This is a genomic window from Aliivibrio wodanis (genome assembly GCF_052920805.1).
The window spans coordinates 14,016-31,920 of record NZ_JBREXA010000009.1; the positions used below are offsets into that span (position 1 = coordinate 14,016).

Consider the following 17,905-nt stretch of genomic DNA (forward strand, 5'->3'; position numbering starts at 1 on the left):
TTGTTTTGGGATTCTATTTTCAGTTCGACGGAGCGAACAGGGGGATTCTGTCTAATCATTATTTTATCTTCGATGTAGTTCTAGCGCAAAACGCGACAAAGGTTGGTGGCCTTTTCTAGATTCAAATAGAATACAACAAGCAAATAGAATACAACAAGCACAAATTACAGATACAAAAAAACCGCCCATCGAATAAGCGGTTTTTTTGCTGTCATTTTTTACCCTCTTCGACCAAGCGTGGTTACCACACCGCGCTTAAGAGCGTTTTCATTTCGTCATATCACATCGAAATGCAGCACGACTAAATCTAAAATTGATATTAGCACATCACTGAAAATGCGCAAAATTTAAAAATTAATAATTCTAACTGCGTCAAATTGAGTAACGTCTCACAAAAAATACGAGTCACTAGCATAAAACGTCCAGACAACAGACGAAAACCCAGAAAATGCGAGAAATCCAAGAAAACTTGGATATTTGGGAAAACTTGGATTTAATTTCAAGTTTAACACATTACACGTAATGCTTAAAAAACATACACCAACCAACCATTAATCGGGAAAACAAATTAATTTACCTTAATCAATCGAAAAAAACCATGATTGATTTAATTGACAACAAACTCAGTTTGGCTATTTTTTAAACGATTTTGGATTTTTACTCTTATTTCTTCTCCAATTTTTTGAGCTTCAGACTTATATGAACTTTGTTTCTTCTCTACTTTAACGACAAATAACAAGTTAAGTTCTACATCATCAATAGCTTTAAGCACGTCAGAAACAGTCAAATTATGATAGTCCGCCGCTTTGGTTGCTGCTGATAATATCAATGCTTGTTGCTCTTGATGCTTCGTGCTTTCACACAATAGAGATTGCTTTAAGTACGTCTTCACAACATTAACCACGTCACATTTAGTGACGTGGTTAATGTACTCACTCTTAAAAATTGGCTGCATCATTAAACTGAATGACTCTTAAGCTCATTAGCTTGCTGCTTAAATGACTTTTTCAGCTCTCGAAACTCATCATCTTCAGCATTGCGCGTCAATTCACGTATCAACTTAAGATAGTACAGTTCTCGCTTATACAGAGCGTCAAAAATGTAAGGTTTAGCTCTCTCATAGAAAAATAACTTTCGCGTTGACGCAAAGCGCAAACTTGGCAAATCTTGAGCTATTTTGTTCACAACAAAACTTTGAAAAGCTAGACGCTCTTCATCGTTAGCGACATACTGATCTAACGTTGGTGTGCGTTTTTTGTCATAGACTCTCACGTACTCGCTTAACACACGTTGCATTTGCTGAGCGAATGCTGTTGAGATAGTTGCAAGCGCAATATCATCACGTTGCTCAATCGCATTAGAGATAGTCTCTACTTGATCAATCTTCGAGAAGAACGCGATGCTTTGTACAAGCTTCGTCCAAACAGCTTTAAACTCGTGATCCAATTCTTCTGCTGATATGTCGCGTTTAGACTCAGTCACATGCTTCACAATGAGCGCATCAATAATCGACAAATACTCTGAGTTAAACAAGTTACGATCAATGACAATCAACGCAATTGACGCAGCGAAGAACCCTTGCTCTTTTTCAGCTAATTGAGCTAGATTGTTTTTTACCCAAGCAGCTTTATGCTGCTCTTCATAAAGACTTTTGTCTTCATCGTAGTCTTTACTCATGCTCAATCGCTTTTTTTAATAGAGCACGAAGTTGGCTACGAAGCTTCAGCGTGTTTTTTTCTTGTCGATCCAAAACCTTCTGATCTACATAGTCATCTGCCCACAGTCGCGTAAGTGGCACATCTGTTTTCACTTCGTTAATGTCTAACTTTACGCGCTTGCAATAACGATTACGAAAATCATTCGCAGCAATCAAAATGCTATTTGTTGCGCACAAATCACAAAAGCGATCGAGGTGCATATCTACATCAGAAAGAACAAGCGCATCTTCAACTTCAAGCACTTCAGCAACAAATGAAATCAACGTAGCGTACGCTTCTTCAAAATCGTCTTGATCTTCTTCTGCTTGAATCGCTGCATCTTCAGTAATGCCTTTGACCCAGCTTGCTGCAATTGCATGTAAACTCTCATTTGTCACAATTTCGTGACGTGCTAGAGCAATCAAATTTACGACACAGTGACTACGCAACTCAATTGATACAGTTTGATTTTCGTAAATGTTACTCATCTTTTGAGTTTCAATTTCATCGCGCTCTTTAAGTTTTGCTTCAGCTTCTGAATCAGACAACTTTGACACTACAAAAATGCCTTTTTTCGCTAAATGCGACTCTAAAGCAACGATTTTCTTATCAAGCGAAGCATCATCATGTAAATCACGTTGATAACGCATCAATTGAAGTTCAGTCACGTAAGCGTTCTGAGAATCAAGCAAATCAATCATGTCCAAAATTGCTTTTTTTGAAAACTCAGAAGCCTTATTTTTCAAAAAATGGGCTACCGCTTGTTCATTATTTGAAAATTGAATGTCGCTTTTTTCTACGTACTCTTTAAATGAAACAATGCACGCAACTAGTTTTTTTTGCGCTTCAGTTTTCATTGCTTTTGTACCAACTTGCAATTGTTCTTGTAAATTTACATTAACCATTTTTTCGCTCTCTTTGTTTGAATTCGATCTCATGATCGATTGGGCGATAAAAAAAACAAAACGTTAAATGCAATATCTTAATGCAATCAAGTAATATTTCATAAAGTCTAGACCGACCACATCAGCAACAAAACTTGCCTTTCTTTTAAAAAGAAACGATTTCAAATAAACACTGTTATTTTCAATAAAATCAGTAAGTAGTAGATACCTTTCTTCATTAAATTCACTTACTGAACGTTGATTTTCAATCATCAAGCAAGCACAAGTAGCAGCTCGAAATTGGGCTTCTGTGCGCCACGACACTGGATCAAGCTCAACTTCCTCTAAAACTTTATTGAACAACACTAAAGAGCGTTCGTTTTTTTGTAGCATTAATTTTTCATTTGTCATTTTTCTATTCACTCTCTTTGTCTTTAACCGCATCGTCTGAAAGGGTGTGACTCTCACGCCCTAGGTTGCCTACCTTTTCGTAGATTTTGTTGTTTCGCTCAACAAGCTTACGCTGTCGTTCTTCTCGCCCAGATCTTCGCATTATTGATGCTTCTCTTAACTTCTCAGCTTCTTCTGCTGTTAATCCTTTTTCGTTGTCGATTTCATCCTCAGCATTTTTAGCTTCTAATTCTGCTAACTTTTGAAAGTAAATTGGAGGCGTTAAGCCATTTTTTAAGAATAACTGGCACGCTTTTCTATTATCGAGTTTCTCTTCTTCGATTCTCAGCACTAGTGTTGTCACCAACTCTGTTTGAGCCGATAAATCTAGAAGTGGCCTTTTTGCTGCTAGTGCGTCAATCTCCAGTATTTGTTTCTTTGTTGTCGCGATTCTAAACAAAAGAGAATCACTACTCTTTTGTGTTTGGGCAACGACACATTGAATCGCGTCAAATTCACTTAACTCAGTATCATTGTGCGTTATTCGCTTACCTGTCGCGTACAGGGCTGTTACCTCCCTCAATCTACGACTAGACACTTCGTTCAAGATGTTTAATTGATTTTGCATAACACGAACTGAGTCTAGTAATGAGCACTCAGCTAGTGCTTCTTCTTCATCGTTATCAAACATCTTCTTTTTAAATGCCGCTTTGTGCTTTCCGTTCAACTCACTCGCTGTATTGCCGACGATGAATCGGCCTCTGGCATCTCGATCAGAATTTACCGTCCCCGGACTGATCTGAGCCGTTTTTGACAAAAGCGCCACATTGGCGACAACTTCATTTTTGATCGACCTGCTTTTTGTCTGTTGACACGCCCAATTTTCATAAGCGTTTGTCTTCTTCCATGTAGCCAGTTTAGAACGAAATGTATTGTCGTTAAGCTTATGTTTCTTAACGAAAATCTTTCGGGATTGAGCTGAAGTATCACCACCATTTAAAAATTCTTTAAAGAGTTTTTCGTAACCATTTTTTGAGATTTTCATCGATGTCCTAAATTCAGAAAACTGGCTAGATAGATCATAGTTTGGGCGACGAATAACAGACTGATCTAAAATTAACTTTTTTTTCATCTTAATTTTCAACAACCTACAGTTAGATCAGTATGATTTTCAATCAACCTGCTTTTTACTCAACCTGATCGGCATTGATTTTTAACGACTTTTTTAAGAGAAACTGATCTGTGCCCCAGAGCAAGCCCCGAACGATAAAAAAAATAGGCGTTAATCACCGCCCAACCTATATTTGTCATTTAACTTAAGAGAAAGTGACAGATCAGTGTTTATCAACAAAGAAGAGCTACTCAACGCAGCAGTAAAAAAGAAAACATATGAATTCAATGTATGTACTCACATATCACTATCAGTGCACCCAAGCGGCTCAAAGACGCTATTAATGCGCTACCGCATTAGTGGTAAAAAGAAATGTCTGAAAATCGGTAATATTGAGCTATTCAGCAATGAAGAACTGAATCAACGCATCAGAAAAGCAAAACAAGAATTACATGACGGTACATGCCCTGCAGCACGCGCAAGGACAGAAATTAGAAAAAACAAGGAAGGTTCTATACGAATTGATGCGCTTATTGACTACTATTCGAAAACTCACGTTGCAAAATTAAAGTCAGCAGATCAAATCAATGCTCTTTTAAATCGACATCTAATAGAAAAAATAGGGTATGTGCGTATTGCTGAGTTCAATCAACAAATATTAGAAACCGCTCTAGCGAACGTGGGGCAAACAACACAAAGAAAAGTAGCTAAATTACTGCACGCAGCGTTTAACTTCGCAATTAGTCGCGACTTAATTTCGATGACAAATCCGATGGGCCAAAAAGTTAATAACTTTGGGCGCAACGGACGCAAAACAAAACGATATTTAAAGAAAACAGACATAGAGTTGCTACTTGAGAATATTAATAATGTGACAAGTGACAAATCAATCGTAAATGCTGTTTTGCTGCTTATCGCAACAGGCCAACGCAAACGCGAAATTTTAGAAATGAAATGGAGCGAAGTAGAGTTTGATAACAAACAAATTGTTATTACTGCAGAACGACTGAAAACATCGCATTCAGAAGAGATAGAGAAGCAAGAAGATCACACTGTTTTCTTATCTGATTTCACGATTACTACTTTAAAAAATCAGCTTGAGCGCACCGGCACTAAAAAAAACGTATTCAATGATCTGAATGTCGATACTTTCAATCGAGATTTAACGAAAATAATCAAAAAAATTGAGGGATTAAAACATTTCACGCCTCATGATCTACGTAGAACCTTTTTCACAAACAATTTGGAAAGTGGCCACAACGTGAAAGTGCTCGACAAAATTTTAAATCACAAGGTAACTGGCGTGGAAAGTCATTACAATTATGCTCAGTTTATTGATAATCAAAAAGAGATAATGCAAAAGTGGGGGGTCACATTGTCATAAGTTAGACAAACGATGAGATCGTTGCTCTTTGTGAAACTGGCTCAGTTCAAAGAAAATTTGAGAAATTGACGTTACAGCGTGATTTTTATCTGAAATGGATCGAGATTTTATTGCCCTGTAAATCGTTCTGAAAGCGTCATAAACTTTCAAACGTGTTTTGATGTACATCGGCGTAGTTTATATCTTAAAAGTGGCTCTGTGGGCTTTTCAGGCTGCGAAAGCATGGTTTTTATAGGCTAACTTACGGATTTAACATAAGGGCCATAATGACTACCGCGGTTTTAAGGTCAAGTGACATTTTAAAGTGGGATAAACTAAACAAGCCTCATTTTTTGTGAAAAAGTTTGAAGCTAGAAATAAAAGGATACATTTGCTAGATACAGAACCAAGATTGCTGTATAAAAGAACAGTACTTTATTGTGTGGTGAGTGATCATGCAGTAGGCATTGTAAATAGTTATTAAATAGCTGTTATTTAAGGGAAAGTGTTTTTTGTTTGATTATGTGTAATCATACGCATATGATTTGTTTGGTCTTAAGTGGGAGGTTATATGACAATCATATTTAGGTTGTTTTTAACTCTTAGTTCACTTCTATTGTCGGTGTTTGTTTTTTTTGTGGCTAAAGGGTATTCAATATCTTGTTTAGGACTGAAATATACAAATGATCTAACAATGATTCCATCAATGATTATTTATTTTACCATTGTTTTTTTTGTGGGTTTTTTGACCATTAATATAACACGTTTAATAAATAATGAAGGCTTTGATAAAGGTTCGTTTTTATCTATCGAAATAGCAAATGATTCTTTTTTACCAAGTTATCTAGGGTATTTTTTTGTATCATTAAGTGCGGCTTCGATGGGGGAAGAGTCGGTAACTGTATTTATATTCGTGTTTTTAATTATGTCGATATTCATATTTTTTTCTAGAATATCATTTTTCAATCCTATCTTTTTGTTGTTGGGGTATAATTTTTTTTACATGACAACAAATCATGACGTTAAAGTAATCCTAATCACTCGAAAGAATATAAAAAAGCCTGCGGAATTTAATTCTAAAAAAGTAAAAAGAATCAACAATTACACTTTTCTTGATATGGAGTAAATAATGAGTTTGCTATTAATAAAGCCCGGACACAAAAGACAATCCCCTCTTCATATAGCTATTAGCCATGATAAGGATATTTATAGCATTCCTGTCTTTTCTGATTGTATTGAATATACGCCTACACATAAATTAGAGGATGATGAGTGGTTTTGTATAAGTAAATTTAAAAGTAATAATTTTTCAAATGAATTCATTGATCTAGACTCCTTTACCCCCGCAGATTTCAATCCGCTAGAGGCGAAAAACTTTTCAAAAGCAAAATATATCTGCGTTAAAGAAGGGGGCTTTAAGTTTTTTCAAAAGTTAGTATCTTCAAATTTCATCAAGAAAAAAATGTTGAACTTAAACACTTCATCTTTTATAGAAGATGGGAATATTATAACGATAAATTCCCACCCTGACGCTGCGTACAATATTAACGACGACAAATTATATTTTAAAGACCTTTCGAGGATTAGCGCGTTATTTAAAAATATTGATAGCTTGTATAGAGAAGCTACAGATTCAGAGGTGGTAAGTTTTCTACAGAATGACCTTATTTCCATTGAAGGCGCAAGTGAATTTAAAGTTGGCATCCCAAACAGAAAAAAAATAGCACTCGCATTAGAAAAATTAGATGACTTCACTGCCAATGATAAAGGAGTGATAAAGGAATATATAAAGCAATATTTCCCTGACATCCCTCATGAAAATGATAAATTTGTCATTTCAACGGACATTGATTTGAAAAACTTCATCTATGGTGTTGAACAGAGGTTCTATACCACTTTAATCGGCAATGAAAAACGGGTAGCCAGTGCAGTGTTTAATATTCCCTCTAAGCAGGCTTAAAATAATAATCAATAGTTATTAAGCGCGTAGTATTTACCATAACAGCCGTATCACGAATTGAAAATGCCGCTAATTTTAGCGGCATTTTTTAGTTTTTCCAACTCATATCTAGCTTACGGTGGTTGTTCACACAGTCTCGTAAATATAAATTAATTAAGCTTTGATAAGGGATCTCTGAATCCTCAGACATCTCTTTAAAATAATCAATCACATCTTCACTTAGTCGCATAGTTACAGGCTTTTTTAGCTTACTAGCATAAGGATTTCTGCGAGATTTCATTGTTGAAAAGTCATATTCATCTTTCATATTAATGCCCTCGGCTATAGTGTTTAGTTTCATTTTTGGTAGCTTTTCTAGATGATATAATTCTTATTGTATTTCCATCATCTCGTTCACAATGACAAACAATCAATACATTTAAGCCATTACTCATTCCAAGCATCAAAAATCTATCTTCAATATCAGAATGTTTTTCATCGAAGAACTGCATTGCGTATTCGTCATAAAATACAGAGGTTGCTTCTTCAAAAGAAATACCATGTTTTTTGATATTGATTTCAGCTTTAGCTGAATCCCAGTCAAAATTTATCATATTTACATTGTATGTACACTTTGTGCGTTTAGCAAACTATTTACCATAATGGGCATTATGCGCAGTCGATTAATACTTATAGTCTAAGGTTCGTTTATGTACGGAGTACATTACTAATGCTACGATAGTTTTGACTTTTTAATTGGATCTTTGTTATGAAAATACTTTTTTTTACTTTGTTATTATTTACAAAGGCTGCAGTTGCAGAAATTTCTAGTGAACGTTGGAACGTTTTCAACTCTCAGCTTGGTGTGGTCGCTAGTTTAGATGGACAGGGTCATGTAGCAACTTTTTCTTCTGGTGTTATCCAGTTTTCAATTAGTTCTGGGGCTTGCTCTGAAAGGGACGAGAACCTAGAATTTGATGTTGCAGTTGATTCTACTTTAATCAAAATGGTGCAGTACTGTAATTCAGGTATGACATTTATCAGACCTTTAACGATCGTAGGTTTTTCTGTTGTTATCGGTACATTTAAAACGTTAAAAGAAGTCAAAGTTTTCAATAGCACGTTTACGACAAATGGCTTTAATTCTATGTATGAGTTAATTAACAATACAAAACCTTCAATATAGTGATAATAAAAAATGGGCAAGTTGATTTATGCTTTACGAAGTAAGACGTTAAAAAAAATTAAGATAGGAGAATCTAATAGAGATACGTTGTTTAGTCGACTAGCTTCTCTTCAAACTGGTTCCGCCGATGAACTAGAAATTATAGGTGTGCATTATGGTTATTTTGGTTCTGACAGAGAAATACATCCTATATTGAAATTAAGCCACTCTCATCTTGAATGGTTCAATGAAACTGAAGAGGTGACTGATTTTGTTGTATCTAAATTCTTAGTCTTCCCTAAACCTTTATCTTTGCTAAAGGACGTTAATTCGCTTATGGATAAAGCCGTGTCACCAGAAACGATTGCAATTAAACAATATACTGAAGGGAGAATTGACTCTACACAAAGTAAAGATTGGTTTGAGCAATTTAATATGTTGGATTACTTAAATGCTACTTCCCCAATACATTTTTAGAAGCTGTTGATGGAATGCTCCTTGGTGCTCGCGACTTAACCTAATTTTCCTAATGAACATTTAGACTAAGTAACTATTTTAAGAATAAACGCTATTGTTCCTCTCGAAGATCCTGTGAGCCAACAATGACAGAGTAATTATCCCTGATAGGCTCGGCTTCATAAACTGGGATACCCTTACTCTTGCATAAACTGACTATTTTAGCTTTATTAGGATGAGACATTTTGGAACCTACTATTACCGCCCTTAAAGAGTTGTTTGGTATCTTAATGAGTTCTCCTGATTTTGTGACATTGTCTTCAACTTCAAATAATACTCGCCTTATTTCTTCTTCATAGTCCCATCGAGTATGCTTCTGGTAAACATGCTGAAGGTTACGTAAAGAAGAAGTGGAGTTCACATACCTGGACATACTTCCTGTTGCAAAGTCAAAACATTTACCCAAAGCTACAGCTTGTGACTCAATGTCTTGATAGCCAATTTTTTTTGTGGTTTTGTTGTAGGTAACTTCCCTCAAACCAAATGGCTCTCCATCTTTTTGTAACTTAGTTTTATCGTATACAAGGCAAAGGCCAGTCATTCCATTGGAATAGTGTGACCACATCATAGGGTTGTCGTTAGTTTTGCTAAAACAACATACATATGTATTGGTAGTATAATTCTCAAGTTGCTCTATTTGAGTTTCCAAAGTTTCTTTTAGAGCGCTAAAAAGCTTGCACTGTTGGTTAGTGCAATAGGCTTGTTCAACTGTAGATTGATTGAACAGTTTTAAGTGATTGTTGATGTTTACGAAATTACTTAAAGTGATCTCTGACCAATCAAACTCGAACGTGTGTTCAAATGGGTCGTTGAGTCCGCTAACATGTGAGTGCCAGAGTTCATTGTTATCAATCTCACTAAGCGTGTTCTCATTGAATGATCTATATCGGTATAGCATTTCGCTAGGCATTGAACTGACCAATTTATTTAAAATTTAACCTAACATTACCGATTTATTTTTAGCAGTCAATTGGTTAACTGTTTTAGGCTCGTTCCATTCCACAATAAACAACTATCTATGAGTCTCTCATGTTCAATTTTTCGAAACTAGGTTCTGTCCACATCTCAGCGCTGTTTGTAAATCAAACTTAGCACCCAATTTTTCTAATAAAGATAAGTATCTAGTTGCATCATCTTCAGTCAAAACCTGACCTTCAAATTGTGCTTGTTGCACTGAATAATCAGCAGCTAGCATATTCGCTTCAGTTGAATCAGCATTGTTGATAACGTTTACGATCTTTTTCAGCGAATCAGTGTAAAAATTAATTGTTGTTGCTACTTCTTTTTGAGATTCAATATTTGCAATAGCTTGTTGCAACTCAATTAATGCTACTTGTTGAGCGCGTATCAATTGCTTAACTTCGATAACTTGGCCGCTTGCTTGCTCGTCGTAAGATTTTAATTGTTGCTCAATTAACGTTTGAATCTTTTCTACTGTAATCATTTTTCTAACACTCCATTCGTAATTGCTCAAATACGCTGCTTGTTTTACTCGTTTATCAAAAAAAACCAACCTCAAACTATTCTCAGTTCCGCATAACTCTAATTATGCGGAACTGAGAAAAATATGACCATCCTCTACTGCGTGACACTGTCACCAAAAAATCATAATTAATCAGACAAACTATGCCACTAAAATCTGTAATTTTTGTAAAAAAAGTGTAATTTCTGTAATGTTCATTACACTTTTGTAATTCGTTACACTTATTTAAAAACTACAGCTACTTCACTCGCATTAAGTGCGCCATCAACGCTCAATTCGAGCACAATTTCGTTGTGAGTAAAAAAACCATCTTCCGTTTTTGGGGCAGCTTCATTGTAAGAAACTGATTTTATATACACGTCAGTTAATATTCTGCGCCCCAGATTTAGTTTAACTGCACCCGGGACGGCTTGGAGTGGCGTTAGGCCAGTACTTGGAGAACTCATCATCATTAAATACTTTATTGCGTCGTTAACCTCAATTTTTGCATCAGAATAAGCTATGAATTGTAGTTTGATGTTAAAAGTTAACGCTTCAGCTCCTCCCCACACCATTTTTGAGTTCCATGATGTTTTTGTTGTCATACCCACGAGCGTTTGACCGACTTGTGCTACCTTTTCCTTGCCCCCTGCGTTTCCTGCAGTATCTCCCTCGAATGGGCTTTCCCACAGTTGATTCATTTCAATAGAGGTTTCGCCACTCATGTAGCCCACGACTGTTACTGGCCCTATTCCTTTTATGTTTTGCATCAACGTGGCTTTGTAAAACTCTGAAATACCGTCACCGGCACGGACTCCGCAATAGATCGTCATCGCTCAACTCCTTAAAACTTAAAACTTAAAACTTAAAAGATCACTTTAAATTGAGCGACAAAAAAAGCCTATCACGATTAAGTGATAGGCTTTTGATTGTACAGTTGCTGATTAAGCCGGTTCAAAATCAAAATTAATTGTTTTAACAATCTTGCTGATTTCATGTCTTACAATATCAATGTTTTCTGAAACTGCTTGAGTCACTTTCGAAGCTGAAACCTCAAAACGTTTCGCGATGAAATCAGTCCTCGCTTTCAAAAAATCTGCATCAGCATTAAATTGATCGTCAAACTCAATCTCTTGCACATCATCAAACGTTAGATCATCACACGTCATCAAAACCAACTCTGTTAATTCTTTATTATTCATATTTAAAGCGCCAACTTACTGATAAAAAAATATTATAGTACTTACTATTAGTACTTACCAATAATTCTAGCATTATTCATACTTCGATGAATGAAAACAGGCGAATGATTTGTGATTTAGTCAAAAGATGACTGATGCGTTTTAAATCGTAAAGTGATATTGTTCTCATGTTAATTAGCCTCATAATTGTTAATTAATGTGCCGCTTGAGATGTTCCCGCATCACAAGCGGCTTTTTTGTTTCTGTTAAATGTCGTCTCGCTTTAATTGCTCCATAAATGCTCTTCGCATGTAATCATTCATTGATCCAGTGGCTTTACCCTCAGCTTTAAGTCGCTTGAATTTTTCTCTAAGTGCCTTGGGCATATTTCTAAGACTCATATCAAACGTTGTTTTTTCTTCTACACTCTGCGTTGTTATCGCAGTATTCAGCTTTGCACTTTCATTAATTTCAATGCTACGCTTTGCCATTTTTAAACCTTATTTTATACTTGAAACGTGTTTAGTTCTGAGTATAAGTCTTTAAATTTCATTGTCAATTTTTTATCAGTCGTGTGGCTACCCTTGAATGCTGATTTTGGTATTAGGCTACTTGCTTGAATAGTTGTTTTTAATAGTGACAAATTAGAAAGCTCAGAAATCAGCGCTGTGATTTCTGGGAATGATTTTCGACTGTGATGCACACGATTTAACACAACATGAGCAATGAGAGACTCATTAACCATTTTGCTCACGGCTCGCATAGTTTTATCAAACTCAACTAACGCAAATTGGTCGGTAGGATCATCAGACGTCGGAGTGAGAATATGATCAGCTTGAGATATACAATAACGCGTGATGTCTGAATCAAAGCCGCCACAATCAATTAAAATTCGCTTATCTTCGTCGCACCACTTTAATATTTCATTTTTTGAAGTTGGTATTCTCACTTCGATTTCATTTGCTCCCAATGCTAATAGACGACTGATGCCGCGATGAACGTCAGCATCAATAATGAAATCAGGCTTAAATAGTGGGATCATATTTAGCGTTACACTACTTTTTCCTGTTCCGCCTTTTTGATTTGCAATACACAATATAGACACGTTTTTACACTCACTTTGAATTTAATTTTAAGTGTAAAAAGTTATATCTCATATGGGAAATAATATCTAGTAAAAATAAGATACATTTTTAGTCATCGCTTAAAACTTCTTTACAGAAAGAGATCAGTAAATCACGACTACTCTTGCACCCTCTTTTTTTCGCAGCGGCTTTTATTAAAGCGTACTCGTATGAATTAACTTTCATAGAGTGAAGACCAGGACGGACATCGTATACTTGATCCGTTGTTGCACCGGTCACAAACTGAAAAAGCTCATCATCAGAAAAACTATCAATTAACTTCTTGTCATTTGAGTATTTAACAAGCGTTTTGGCTCTGTGTTTCTTTTGATACTCTCGACTAGCAGCTCGTTGTTCGCTCATCGATGCTAACTCGTTATGAGAACTCATATATACAACCTATAAAAAATTGGTAAGTACTAATAGAGTAGTTACATAATCAAATCAAGCCAAACATTTTTCTTAAAACGAATAGCCCTCAACATCTAGTCGATCGCAGCATTTCCCAATTATTTTCGAAGCGTGTTCTCTTGTCGTGTAATGTTCCTTTCGTCCTCCAATTACGATTTTTTCTCTCATTCGCAGCGTTGGTGCATATAAGTAACCATCTTAGCTTCTGATTCGCGTGAAGAAAAAAAGAAGTTCACTTTAAGCAGTAGGTTCATAAGTTGTAACTTGTGAACCTACTTCTTTATATTTATCTGACTATATTCATAATTCTATGGTTCATTATAAGTATACTTAAACCAGACCAACTATATACGCTCATAATACTGGTTCATTAAATATTGACTTGACTTAAAACAGACTATATATTTAAAACCACTTAAAACAGACCAGTGAGGCCGCAATGTTTATTCGAGCATATCTACGAGCATCAACAAGTGAACAAGATGCTACTCGTGCTATTGAAGATCTAAACATGCTTGTTGAATGTCACAAGCAACAAATAGCGAATACTTACATTGAAAACATAAGTGGCACTAATCTAGAACGTCCAGAGCTGAACCGGCTAATTAATGACGCGAAAAAAGGAGATGTACTGCTCGTAGAAAAAATGGATCGATTAACTCGACTACCGTTCCAAGAGTGGCGCACACTGAAAGCGAGGATTAATGATAAGCAGTTATTAATTGTTGCAGCAGATCAGCCGATGACGCATGCCGCTTTAACTGAGAATCAAGCAACAAGTGCAATACAGCAAGCACTTACTGAGTTCATGCTAGATCTAGGCGCTGCAATGGCTCGTGACGATTATGAAACTCGTCAGAAAAGACAAAGGCAAGGTATCGAGAAAGCAGTCAAAGAAGGTAAGTACAGAGGCCGCCCTGTAGATTCTGAACTACATAAGAAAGTGAATGACTTACTCACAGTTAGCGTGAGTTGGTCAAAAATACAAAATATTGTTGGCTGTAGTAGAGCAACGATAGCCAAGGTCGCAAAATCTCGCAAAGAAGCCGGTGTTGCAATTGAAAATCAAATGAATATTGATGTGTAAAAAAAGGAGTAAATATGTCTAGAGCACTATTAGACGATGTAGTACTAAAGCTTATTGATGCGTTGCTTATAAAAAATGGGCACGTTACGAGTAGAGACGTTTACAAATACGTTGGGCTTGGAAGACAAAAAGTAAGTACTCTTTTTCAGATTTACTTAAATCAAAATCCAAACTCTATGAGTTATGTACCTGGAAAGAGAAAATATATTGTCAGTGACTCATTTAAGCCTCAGTTTTTAAATGAAGATGAAGCCGAGAGCTTTATCAAATCTTTAGAAGTTGTGTTTGGCACATTTACTTAAGAGTTCTTAAAAAATAGCTTTGCTTCATGCTAGAACCATCGCGAAGCGATAAAAGCTACGATCTTTCATAGTGCAATGAATTTAACTGTCGAATGACAAAAAGCACTTACAGCAACGATAAAGGCCTCACTGCGTAGCAGTCGAGAGGCCGCTTCATTTGTATATTCTTTTTATCCACAGTCGATTTCGACGGAATAAGATATATTTGAATAATATAAGTAAAAGAATATTAGCAGGGTTTAGAAAGGGGCTATATTTATATTATCAGAGGGCTATTCCGACTTGTATGTATAAGTATAAAAGAACGTGGCGAAGAAGAGGCTTAAGTTAAGTAAATGATAATGTTTTAATACTGATTTATGGCTATTTTATGACCGCTACAAATTTTAGATGTGACAATGCCCACTCAGCTAAGAGCGTGACAGGATAACTTAATTTAAGGTATTGGAGGGGTTAACTCAGATTTAAGTACAGATAAGCCCATTCTACGTAGAAGATTATTAGCCATCTTAGTTATGTTTACTGCGTCAGTATTTAATTGCCAACCTTTCGATCTAATTCGTTCAACTAACTTACGAGAAATGTAGGCAATGCGATCTACAGCATTCATATCAGCTATTTTCACTCTATAACTCGACGTAGTTTTTGCATGTCGATATTCCCAAATTCGCAGAATATTACTATGACAGTAGGCTTTTAGTGCGATGTCAGCATCATATTGTTCGTGACGTTTAGCCGCTTCTATTTTTCGACGTTCGATCTCAATAGAGCGTAAACGCTCAAGTTCATCATTTTTAACGCCTAAAATCTCATAGAACAACGGCGTGGTGCATAGCGTTCGTGGCAAACGTCCATCCATGCAAAATATCTTGCATTGATTGTCCGCTATGCTCAGGTTCGTACAGCAACCCCATGACCACTAATTCCTTCATGATTACTGAAATAGTAGAACTTGATACACCAATTTCTTTGCCGATTTCAATGCATAATCTAGTTACATTAATACAACCCGTAACTGTGTCTGAGTTGTAAGAAATCCAGCGTAGTGTATTTTCGATATTACGCTTATGCACTTCTCTAAATGATAGATTGTACTTACGCATACCAACCTCAATTAAACGGTGCACTAACTGTGGCCACAGGCCACTAATCCAAACACCATTTTTTTCAATAGTGTTAAACACTTTGCGATTTAAAGTGGGTATGTGCTTTTTCTTTCTATCAGAAACAGCGAGTAGATCGCCATTTTCATCTAAAGATTCTTGCGGATGCCATTTAGCTTTTGAATGAGTCGTAATTGATTTAAGCATGATAAACAACTCCAAACGCTTCAAATTTTGAATATGACAAATCACACACCTGGTGTGCGTATCGATTCAAAATTGATGGTTTGAAATTGTTTTGGGATTCTATTTTCAGTTCGACGGAGCGAACAGGGGGATTCTGTCTAATCATTATTTTATCTTCGATGTAGTTCTAGCGCAAAACGCGACAAAGGTTGGTGGCCTTTTCTAGATTCAAATAGAATACAACAAGCAAATAGAATACAACAAGCACAAATTACAGATACAAAAAAACCGCCCATCGAATAAGCGGTTTTTTTGCTGTCATTTTTTACCCTCTTCGACCAAGCGTGGTTACCACACCGCGCTTAAGAGCGTTTTCATTTCGTCATATCACATCGAAATGCAGCACGACTAAATCTAAAATTGATATTAGCACATCACTGAAAATGCGCAAAATTTAAAAATTAATAATTCTAACTGCGTCAAATTGAGTAACGTCTCACAAAAAATACGAGTCACTAGCATAAAACGTCCAGACAACAGACGAAAACCCAGAAAATGCGAGAAATCCAAGAAAACTTGGATATTTGGGAAAACTTGGATTTAATTTCAAGTTTAACACATTACACGTAATGCTTAAAAAACATACACCAACCAACCATTAATCGGGAAAACAAATTAATTTACCTTAATCAATCGAAAAAAACCATGATTGATTTAATTGACAACAAACTCAGTTTGGCTATTTTTTAAACGATTTTGGATTTTTACTCTTATTTCTTCTCCAATTTTTTGAGCTTCAGACTTATATGAACTTTGTTTCTTCTCTACTTTAACGACAAATAACAAGTTAAGTTCTACATCATCAATAGCTTTAAGCACGTCAGAAACAGTCAAATTATGATAGTCCGCCGCTTTGGTTGCTGCTGATAATATCAATGCTTGTTGCTCTTGATGCTTCGTGCTTTCACACAATAGAGATTGCTTTAAGTACGTCTTCACAACATTAACCACGTCACATTTAGTGACGTGGTTAATGTACTCACTCTTAAAAATTGGCTGCATCATTAAACTGAATGACTCTTAAGCTCATTAGCTTGCTGCTTAAATGACTTTTTCAGCTCTCGAAACTCATCATCTTCAGCATTGCGCGTCAATTCACGTATCAACTTAAGATAGTACAGTTCTCGCTTATACAGAGCGTCAAAAATGTAAGGTTTAGCTCTCTCATAGAAAAATAACTTTCGCGTTGACGCAAAGCGCAAACTTGGCAAATCTTGAGCTATTTTGTTCACAACAAAACTTTGAAAAGCTAGACGCTCTTCATCGTTAGCGACATACTGATCTAACGTTGGTGTGCGTTTTTTGTCATAGACTCTCACGTACTCGCTTAACACACGTTGCATTTGCTGAGCGAATGCTGTTGAGATAGTTGCAAGCGCAATATCATCACGTTGCTCAATCGCATTAGAGATAGTCTCTACTTGATCAATCTTCGAGAAGAACGCGATGCTTTGTACAAGCTTCGTCCAAACAGCTTTAAACTCGTGATCCAATTCTTCTGCTGATATGTCGCGTTTAGACTCAGTCACATGCTTCACAATGAGCGCATCAATAATCGACAAATACTCTGAGTTAAACAAGTTACGATCAATGACAATCAACGCAATTGACGCAGCGAAGAACCCTTGCTCTTTTTCAGCTAATTGAGCTAGATTGTTTTTTACCCAAGCAGCTTTATGCTGCTCTTCATAAAGACTTTTGTCTTCATCGTAGTCTTTACTCATGCTCAATCGCTTTTTTTAATAGAGCACGAAGTTGGCTACGAAGCTTCAGCGTGTTTTTTTCTTGTCGATCCAAAACCTTCTGATCTACATAGTCATCTGCCCACAGTCGCGTAAGTGGCACATCTGTTTTCACTTCGTTAATGTCTAACTTTACGCGCTTGCAATAACGATTACGAAAATCATTCGCAGCAATCAAAATG

26 protein-coding genes are annotated in these 17,905 nt (G+C 36.2%); 7 read left to right on the top strand and 19 right to left on the bottom strand.

Features of this window, described 5'->3' with window-relative positions; all coding sequences use genetic code 11:
• Positions 1-607 precede the first annotated feature (607 nt).
• The 5 genes from ACU5DF_RS23335 to ACU5DF_RS23355 all read right to left on the bottom strand — a co-directional run bounded on the left by ACU5DF_RS23335 (position 608) and on the right by ACU5DF_RS23355 (position 4,103).
• Positions 608-958 (bottom strand): hypothetical protein, encoded by a 351-nt coding sequence (locus ACU5DF_RS23335; RefSeq protein ID WP_446714332.1) that lies wholly within the window; start codon positions 956-958, stop codon positions 608-610.
• Complete coding sequence (locus ACU5DF_RS23340) at positions 958-1,677, bottom strand: hypothetical protein (protein ID WP_446714333.1); 720 nt, start codon at positions 1,675-1,677, stop codon at positions 958-960. The genes ACU5DF_RS23335 and ACU5DF_RS23340 overlap by 1 nt, the downstream gene beginning before the upstream one ends.
• A complete protein-coding gene (locus ACU5DF_RS23345; protein WP_446714334.1) occupies positions 1,670-2,602 on the bottom strand; it encodes a hypothetical protein in 933 nt (310 codons plus the stop codon). The genes ACU5DF_RS23340 and ACU5DF_RS23345 overlap by 8 nt, the downstream gene beginning before the upstream one ends.
• A gap of 63 nt (positions 2,603-2,665) precedes the next feature.
• Positions 2,666-2,992, bottom strand: a complete 327-nt coding sequence (locus ACU5DF_RS23350) for a hypothetical protein (protein ID WP_446714313.1) — start codon at positions 2,990-2,992, stop codon at positions 2,666-2,668.
• A 4-nt stretch (positions 2,993-2,996) separates the two neighbouring features.
• A complete protein-coding gene (locus tag ACU5DF_RS23355) occupies positions 2,997-4,103 on the bottom strand; it encodes a hypothetical protein (protein ID WP_446714314.1) in 1,107 nt (368 codons plus the stop codon).
• Between the two features lie 205 nt (positions 4,104-4,308).
• Here ACU5DF_RS23355 and ACU5DF_RS23360 point away from each other — a divergent pair, with 205 nt between their 5' ends.
• The 3 genes from ACU5DF_RS23360 (at position 4,309) to ACU5DF_RS23370 (ending at position 7,405) form a co-directional block, all read left to right on the top strand.
• Entirely contained in the window at positions 4,309-5,466 is a 1,158-nt protein-coding gene (locus ACU5DF_RS23360; protein ID WP_446714315.1) for a tyrosine-type recombinase/integrase, read from the top strand.
• Between the two features lie 550 nt (positions 5,467-6,016).
• Complete coding sequence (locus ACU5DF_RS23365; protein WP_446714335.1) at positions 6,017-6,571, top strand: KwaA family protein; 555 nt, start codon at positions 6,017-6,019, stop codon at positions 6,569-6,571.
• Positions 6,572-6,574: 3 nt separating this feature from the next.
• Positions 6,575-7,405 carry an ATP F0F1 synthase synthase gene (locus tag ACU5DF_RS23370; RefSeq protein WP_446714317.1) on the top strand — a complete coding sequence of 277 codons (831 nt, stop codon included), beginning with the start codon at positions 6,575-6,577 and terminating at the stop codon, positions 7,403-7,405.
• A gap of 88 nt (positions 7,406-7,493) precedes the next feature.
• Here ACU5DF_RS23370 and ACU5DF_RS23375 read toward each other — a convergent pair whose 3' ends face one another.
• Together ACU5DF_RS23375 and ACU5DF_RS23380 are read right to left on the bottom strand one after the other, a co-directional pair.
• Positions 7,494-7,712 carry a BrnA antitoxin family protein gene (locus ACU5DF_RS23375; RefSeq protein ID WP_446714318.1) on the bottom strand — a complete coding sequence of 73 codons (219 nt, stop codon included), beginning with the start codon at positions 7,710-7,712 and terminating at the stop codon, positions 7,494-7,496.
• 1 nt (position 7,713) lies between these two features.
• Positions 7,714-7,998, bottom strand: a complete 285-nt coding sequence (locus ACU5DF_RS23380) for a BrnT family toxin (RefSeq protein ID WP_446714336.1) — start codon at positions 7,996-7,998, stop codon at positions 7,714-7,716.
• A 155-nt stretch (positions 7,999-8,153) separates the two neighbouring features.
• Between ACU5DF_RS23380 and ACU5DF_RS23385 the strand changes: the two genes are divergently transcribed.
• Together ACU5DF_RS23385 and ACU5DF_RS23390 are read left to right on the top strand one after the other, a co-directional pair.
• Positions 8,154-8,570, top strand: a complete 417-nt coding sequence (locus ACU5DF_RS23385; protein ID WP_446714320.1) for a hypothetical protein — start codon at positions 8,154-8,156, stop codon at positions 8,568-8,570.
• A gap of 12 nt (positions 8,571-8,582) precedes the next feature.
• The gene (locus tag ACU5DF_RS23390; protein WP_446714321.1) at positions 8,583-9,026 is read left to right on the top strand and encodes a GIY-YIG nuclease family protein; all 444 of its coding nucleotides are present in this window, start codon (positions 8,583-8,585) and stop codon (positions 9,024-9,026) included.
• 91 nt (positions 9,027-9,117) lie between these two features.
• Here the strand turns inward: ACU5DF_RS23390 and ACU5DF_RS23395 are convergent, their stop codons facing one another.
• The 7 genes from ACU5DF_RS23395 to ACU5DF_RS23425 all read right to left on the bottom strand — a co-directional run bounded on the left by ACU5DF_RS23395 (position 9,118) and on the right by ACU5DF_RS23425 (position 13,222).
• Complete coding sequence (locus ACU5DF_RS23395) at positions 9,118-9,975, bottom strand: DUF2971 domain-containing protein (protein ID WP_446714322.1); 858 nt, start codon at positions 9,973-9,975, stop codon at positions 9,118-9,120.
• Positions 9,976-10,098: 123 nt separating this feature from the next.
• Entirely contained in the window at positions 10,099-10,509 is a 411-nt protein-coding gene (locus ACU5DF_RS23400) for a hypothetical protein (protein WP_446714323.1), read from the bottom strand.
• A 260-nt stretch (positions 10,510-10,769) separates the two neighbouring features.
• Positions 10,770-11,360: a hypothetical protein gene (locus ACU5DF_RS23405; RefSeq protein ID WP_446714324.1), complete on the bottom strand. Its 591-nt coding sequence runs from the start codon at positions 11,358-11,360 to the stop codon at positions 10,770-10,772.
• Positions 11,361-11,471: 111 nt separating this feature from the next.
• Entirely contained in the window at positions 11,472-11,729 is a 258-nt protein-coding gene (locus ACU5DF_RS23410) for a hypothetical protein (RefSeq protein ID WP_446714325.1), read from the bottom strand.
• A gap of 245 nt (positions 11,730-11,974) precedes the next feature.
• A complete protein-coding gene (locus ACU5DF_RS23415; RefSeq protein WP_446714326.1) occupies positions 11,975-12,199 on the bottom strand; it encodes a hypothetical protein in 225 nt (74 codons plus the stop codon).
• A 14-nt stretch (positions 12,200-12,213) separates the two neighbouring features.
• Positions 12,214-12,813 carry a ParA family protein gene (locus ACU5DF_RS23420; protein ID WP_446714327.1) on the bottom strand — a complete coding sequence of 200 codons (600 nt, stop codon included), beginning with the start codon at positions 12,811-12,813 and terminating at the stop codon, positions 12,214-12,216.
• Between the two features lie 88 nt (positions 12,814-12,901).
• Entirely contained in the window at positions 12,902-13,222 is a 321-nt protein-coding gene (locus ACU5DF_RS23425; protein WP_446714328.1) for a hypothetical protein, read from the bottom strand.
• Between the two features lie 460 nt (positions 13,223-13,682).
• On the opposite strand from ACU5DF_RS23425, the gene ACU5DF_RS23430 reads away from it, so the two are divergent.
• Both ACU5DF_RS23430 and ACU5DF_RS23435 read left to right on the top strand, forming a co-directional pair.
• Complete coding sequence (locus tag ACU5DF_RS23430) at positions 13,683-14,330, top strand: recombinase family protein (RefSeq protein WP_446714329.1); 648 nt, start codon at positions 13,683-13,685, stop codon at positions 14,328-14,330.
• 14 nt (positions 14,331-14,344) lie between these two features.
• Positions 14,345-14,632, top strand: coding sequence for a BrxR family helix-turn-helix transcriptional regulator (locus ACU5DF_RS23435; RefSeq protein WP_446714330.1), 288 nt, complete (start codon positions 14,345-14,347; stop codon positions 14,630-14,632).
• A 436-nt stretch (positions 14,633-15,068) separates the two neighbouring features.
• On the opposite strand, the gene ACU5DF_RS23440 is transcribed toward ACU5DF_RS23435, so the two are convergent.
• From ACU5DF_RS23440 to ACU5DF_RS23460, 5 genes are all read right to left on the bottom strand, one after another.
• The gene (locus ACU5DF_RS23440) at positions 15,069-15,479 is read right to left on the bottom strand and encodes a hypothetical protein (RefSeq protein WP_446714337.1); all 411 of its coding nucleotides are present in this window, start codon (positions 15,477-15,479) and stop codon (positions 15,069-15,071) included.
• Entirely contained in the window at positions 15,442-15,942 is a 501-nt protein-coding gene (locus tag ACU5DF_RS23445; RefSeq protein ID WP_446714338.1) for a hypothetical protein, read from the bottom strand. Before ACU5DF_RS23445 ends, ACU5DF_RS23440 begins: the two co-directional genes overlap by 38 nt.
• 693 nt (positions 15,943-16,635) lie before the next feature.
• Complete coding sequence (locus tag ACU5DF_RS23450; protein ID WP_446714332.1) at positions 16,636-16,986, bottom strand: hypothetical protein; 351 nt, start codon at positions 16,984-16,986, stop codon at positions 16,636-16,638.
• Positions 16,986-17,705, bottom strand: coding sequence for a hypothetical protein (locus ACU5DF_RS23455; protein WP_446714333.1), 720 nt, complete (start codon positions 17,703-17,705; stop codon positions 16,986-16,988). Before ACU5DF_RS23455 ends, ACU5DF_RS23450 begins: the two co-directional genes overlap by 1 nt.
• Positions 17,698-17,905: hypothetical protein (locus ACU5DF_RS23460; RefSeq protein ID WP_446714339.1), on the bottom strand; the 208-nt coding region annotated here is incomplete at its 5' end. The genes ACU5DF_RS23460 and ACU5DF_RS23455, both read right to left, overlap by 8 nt.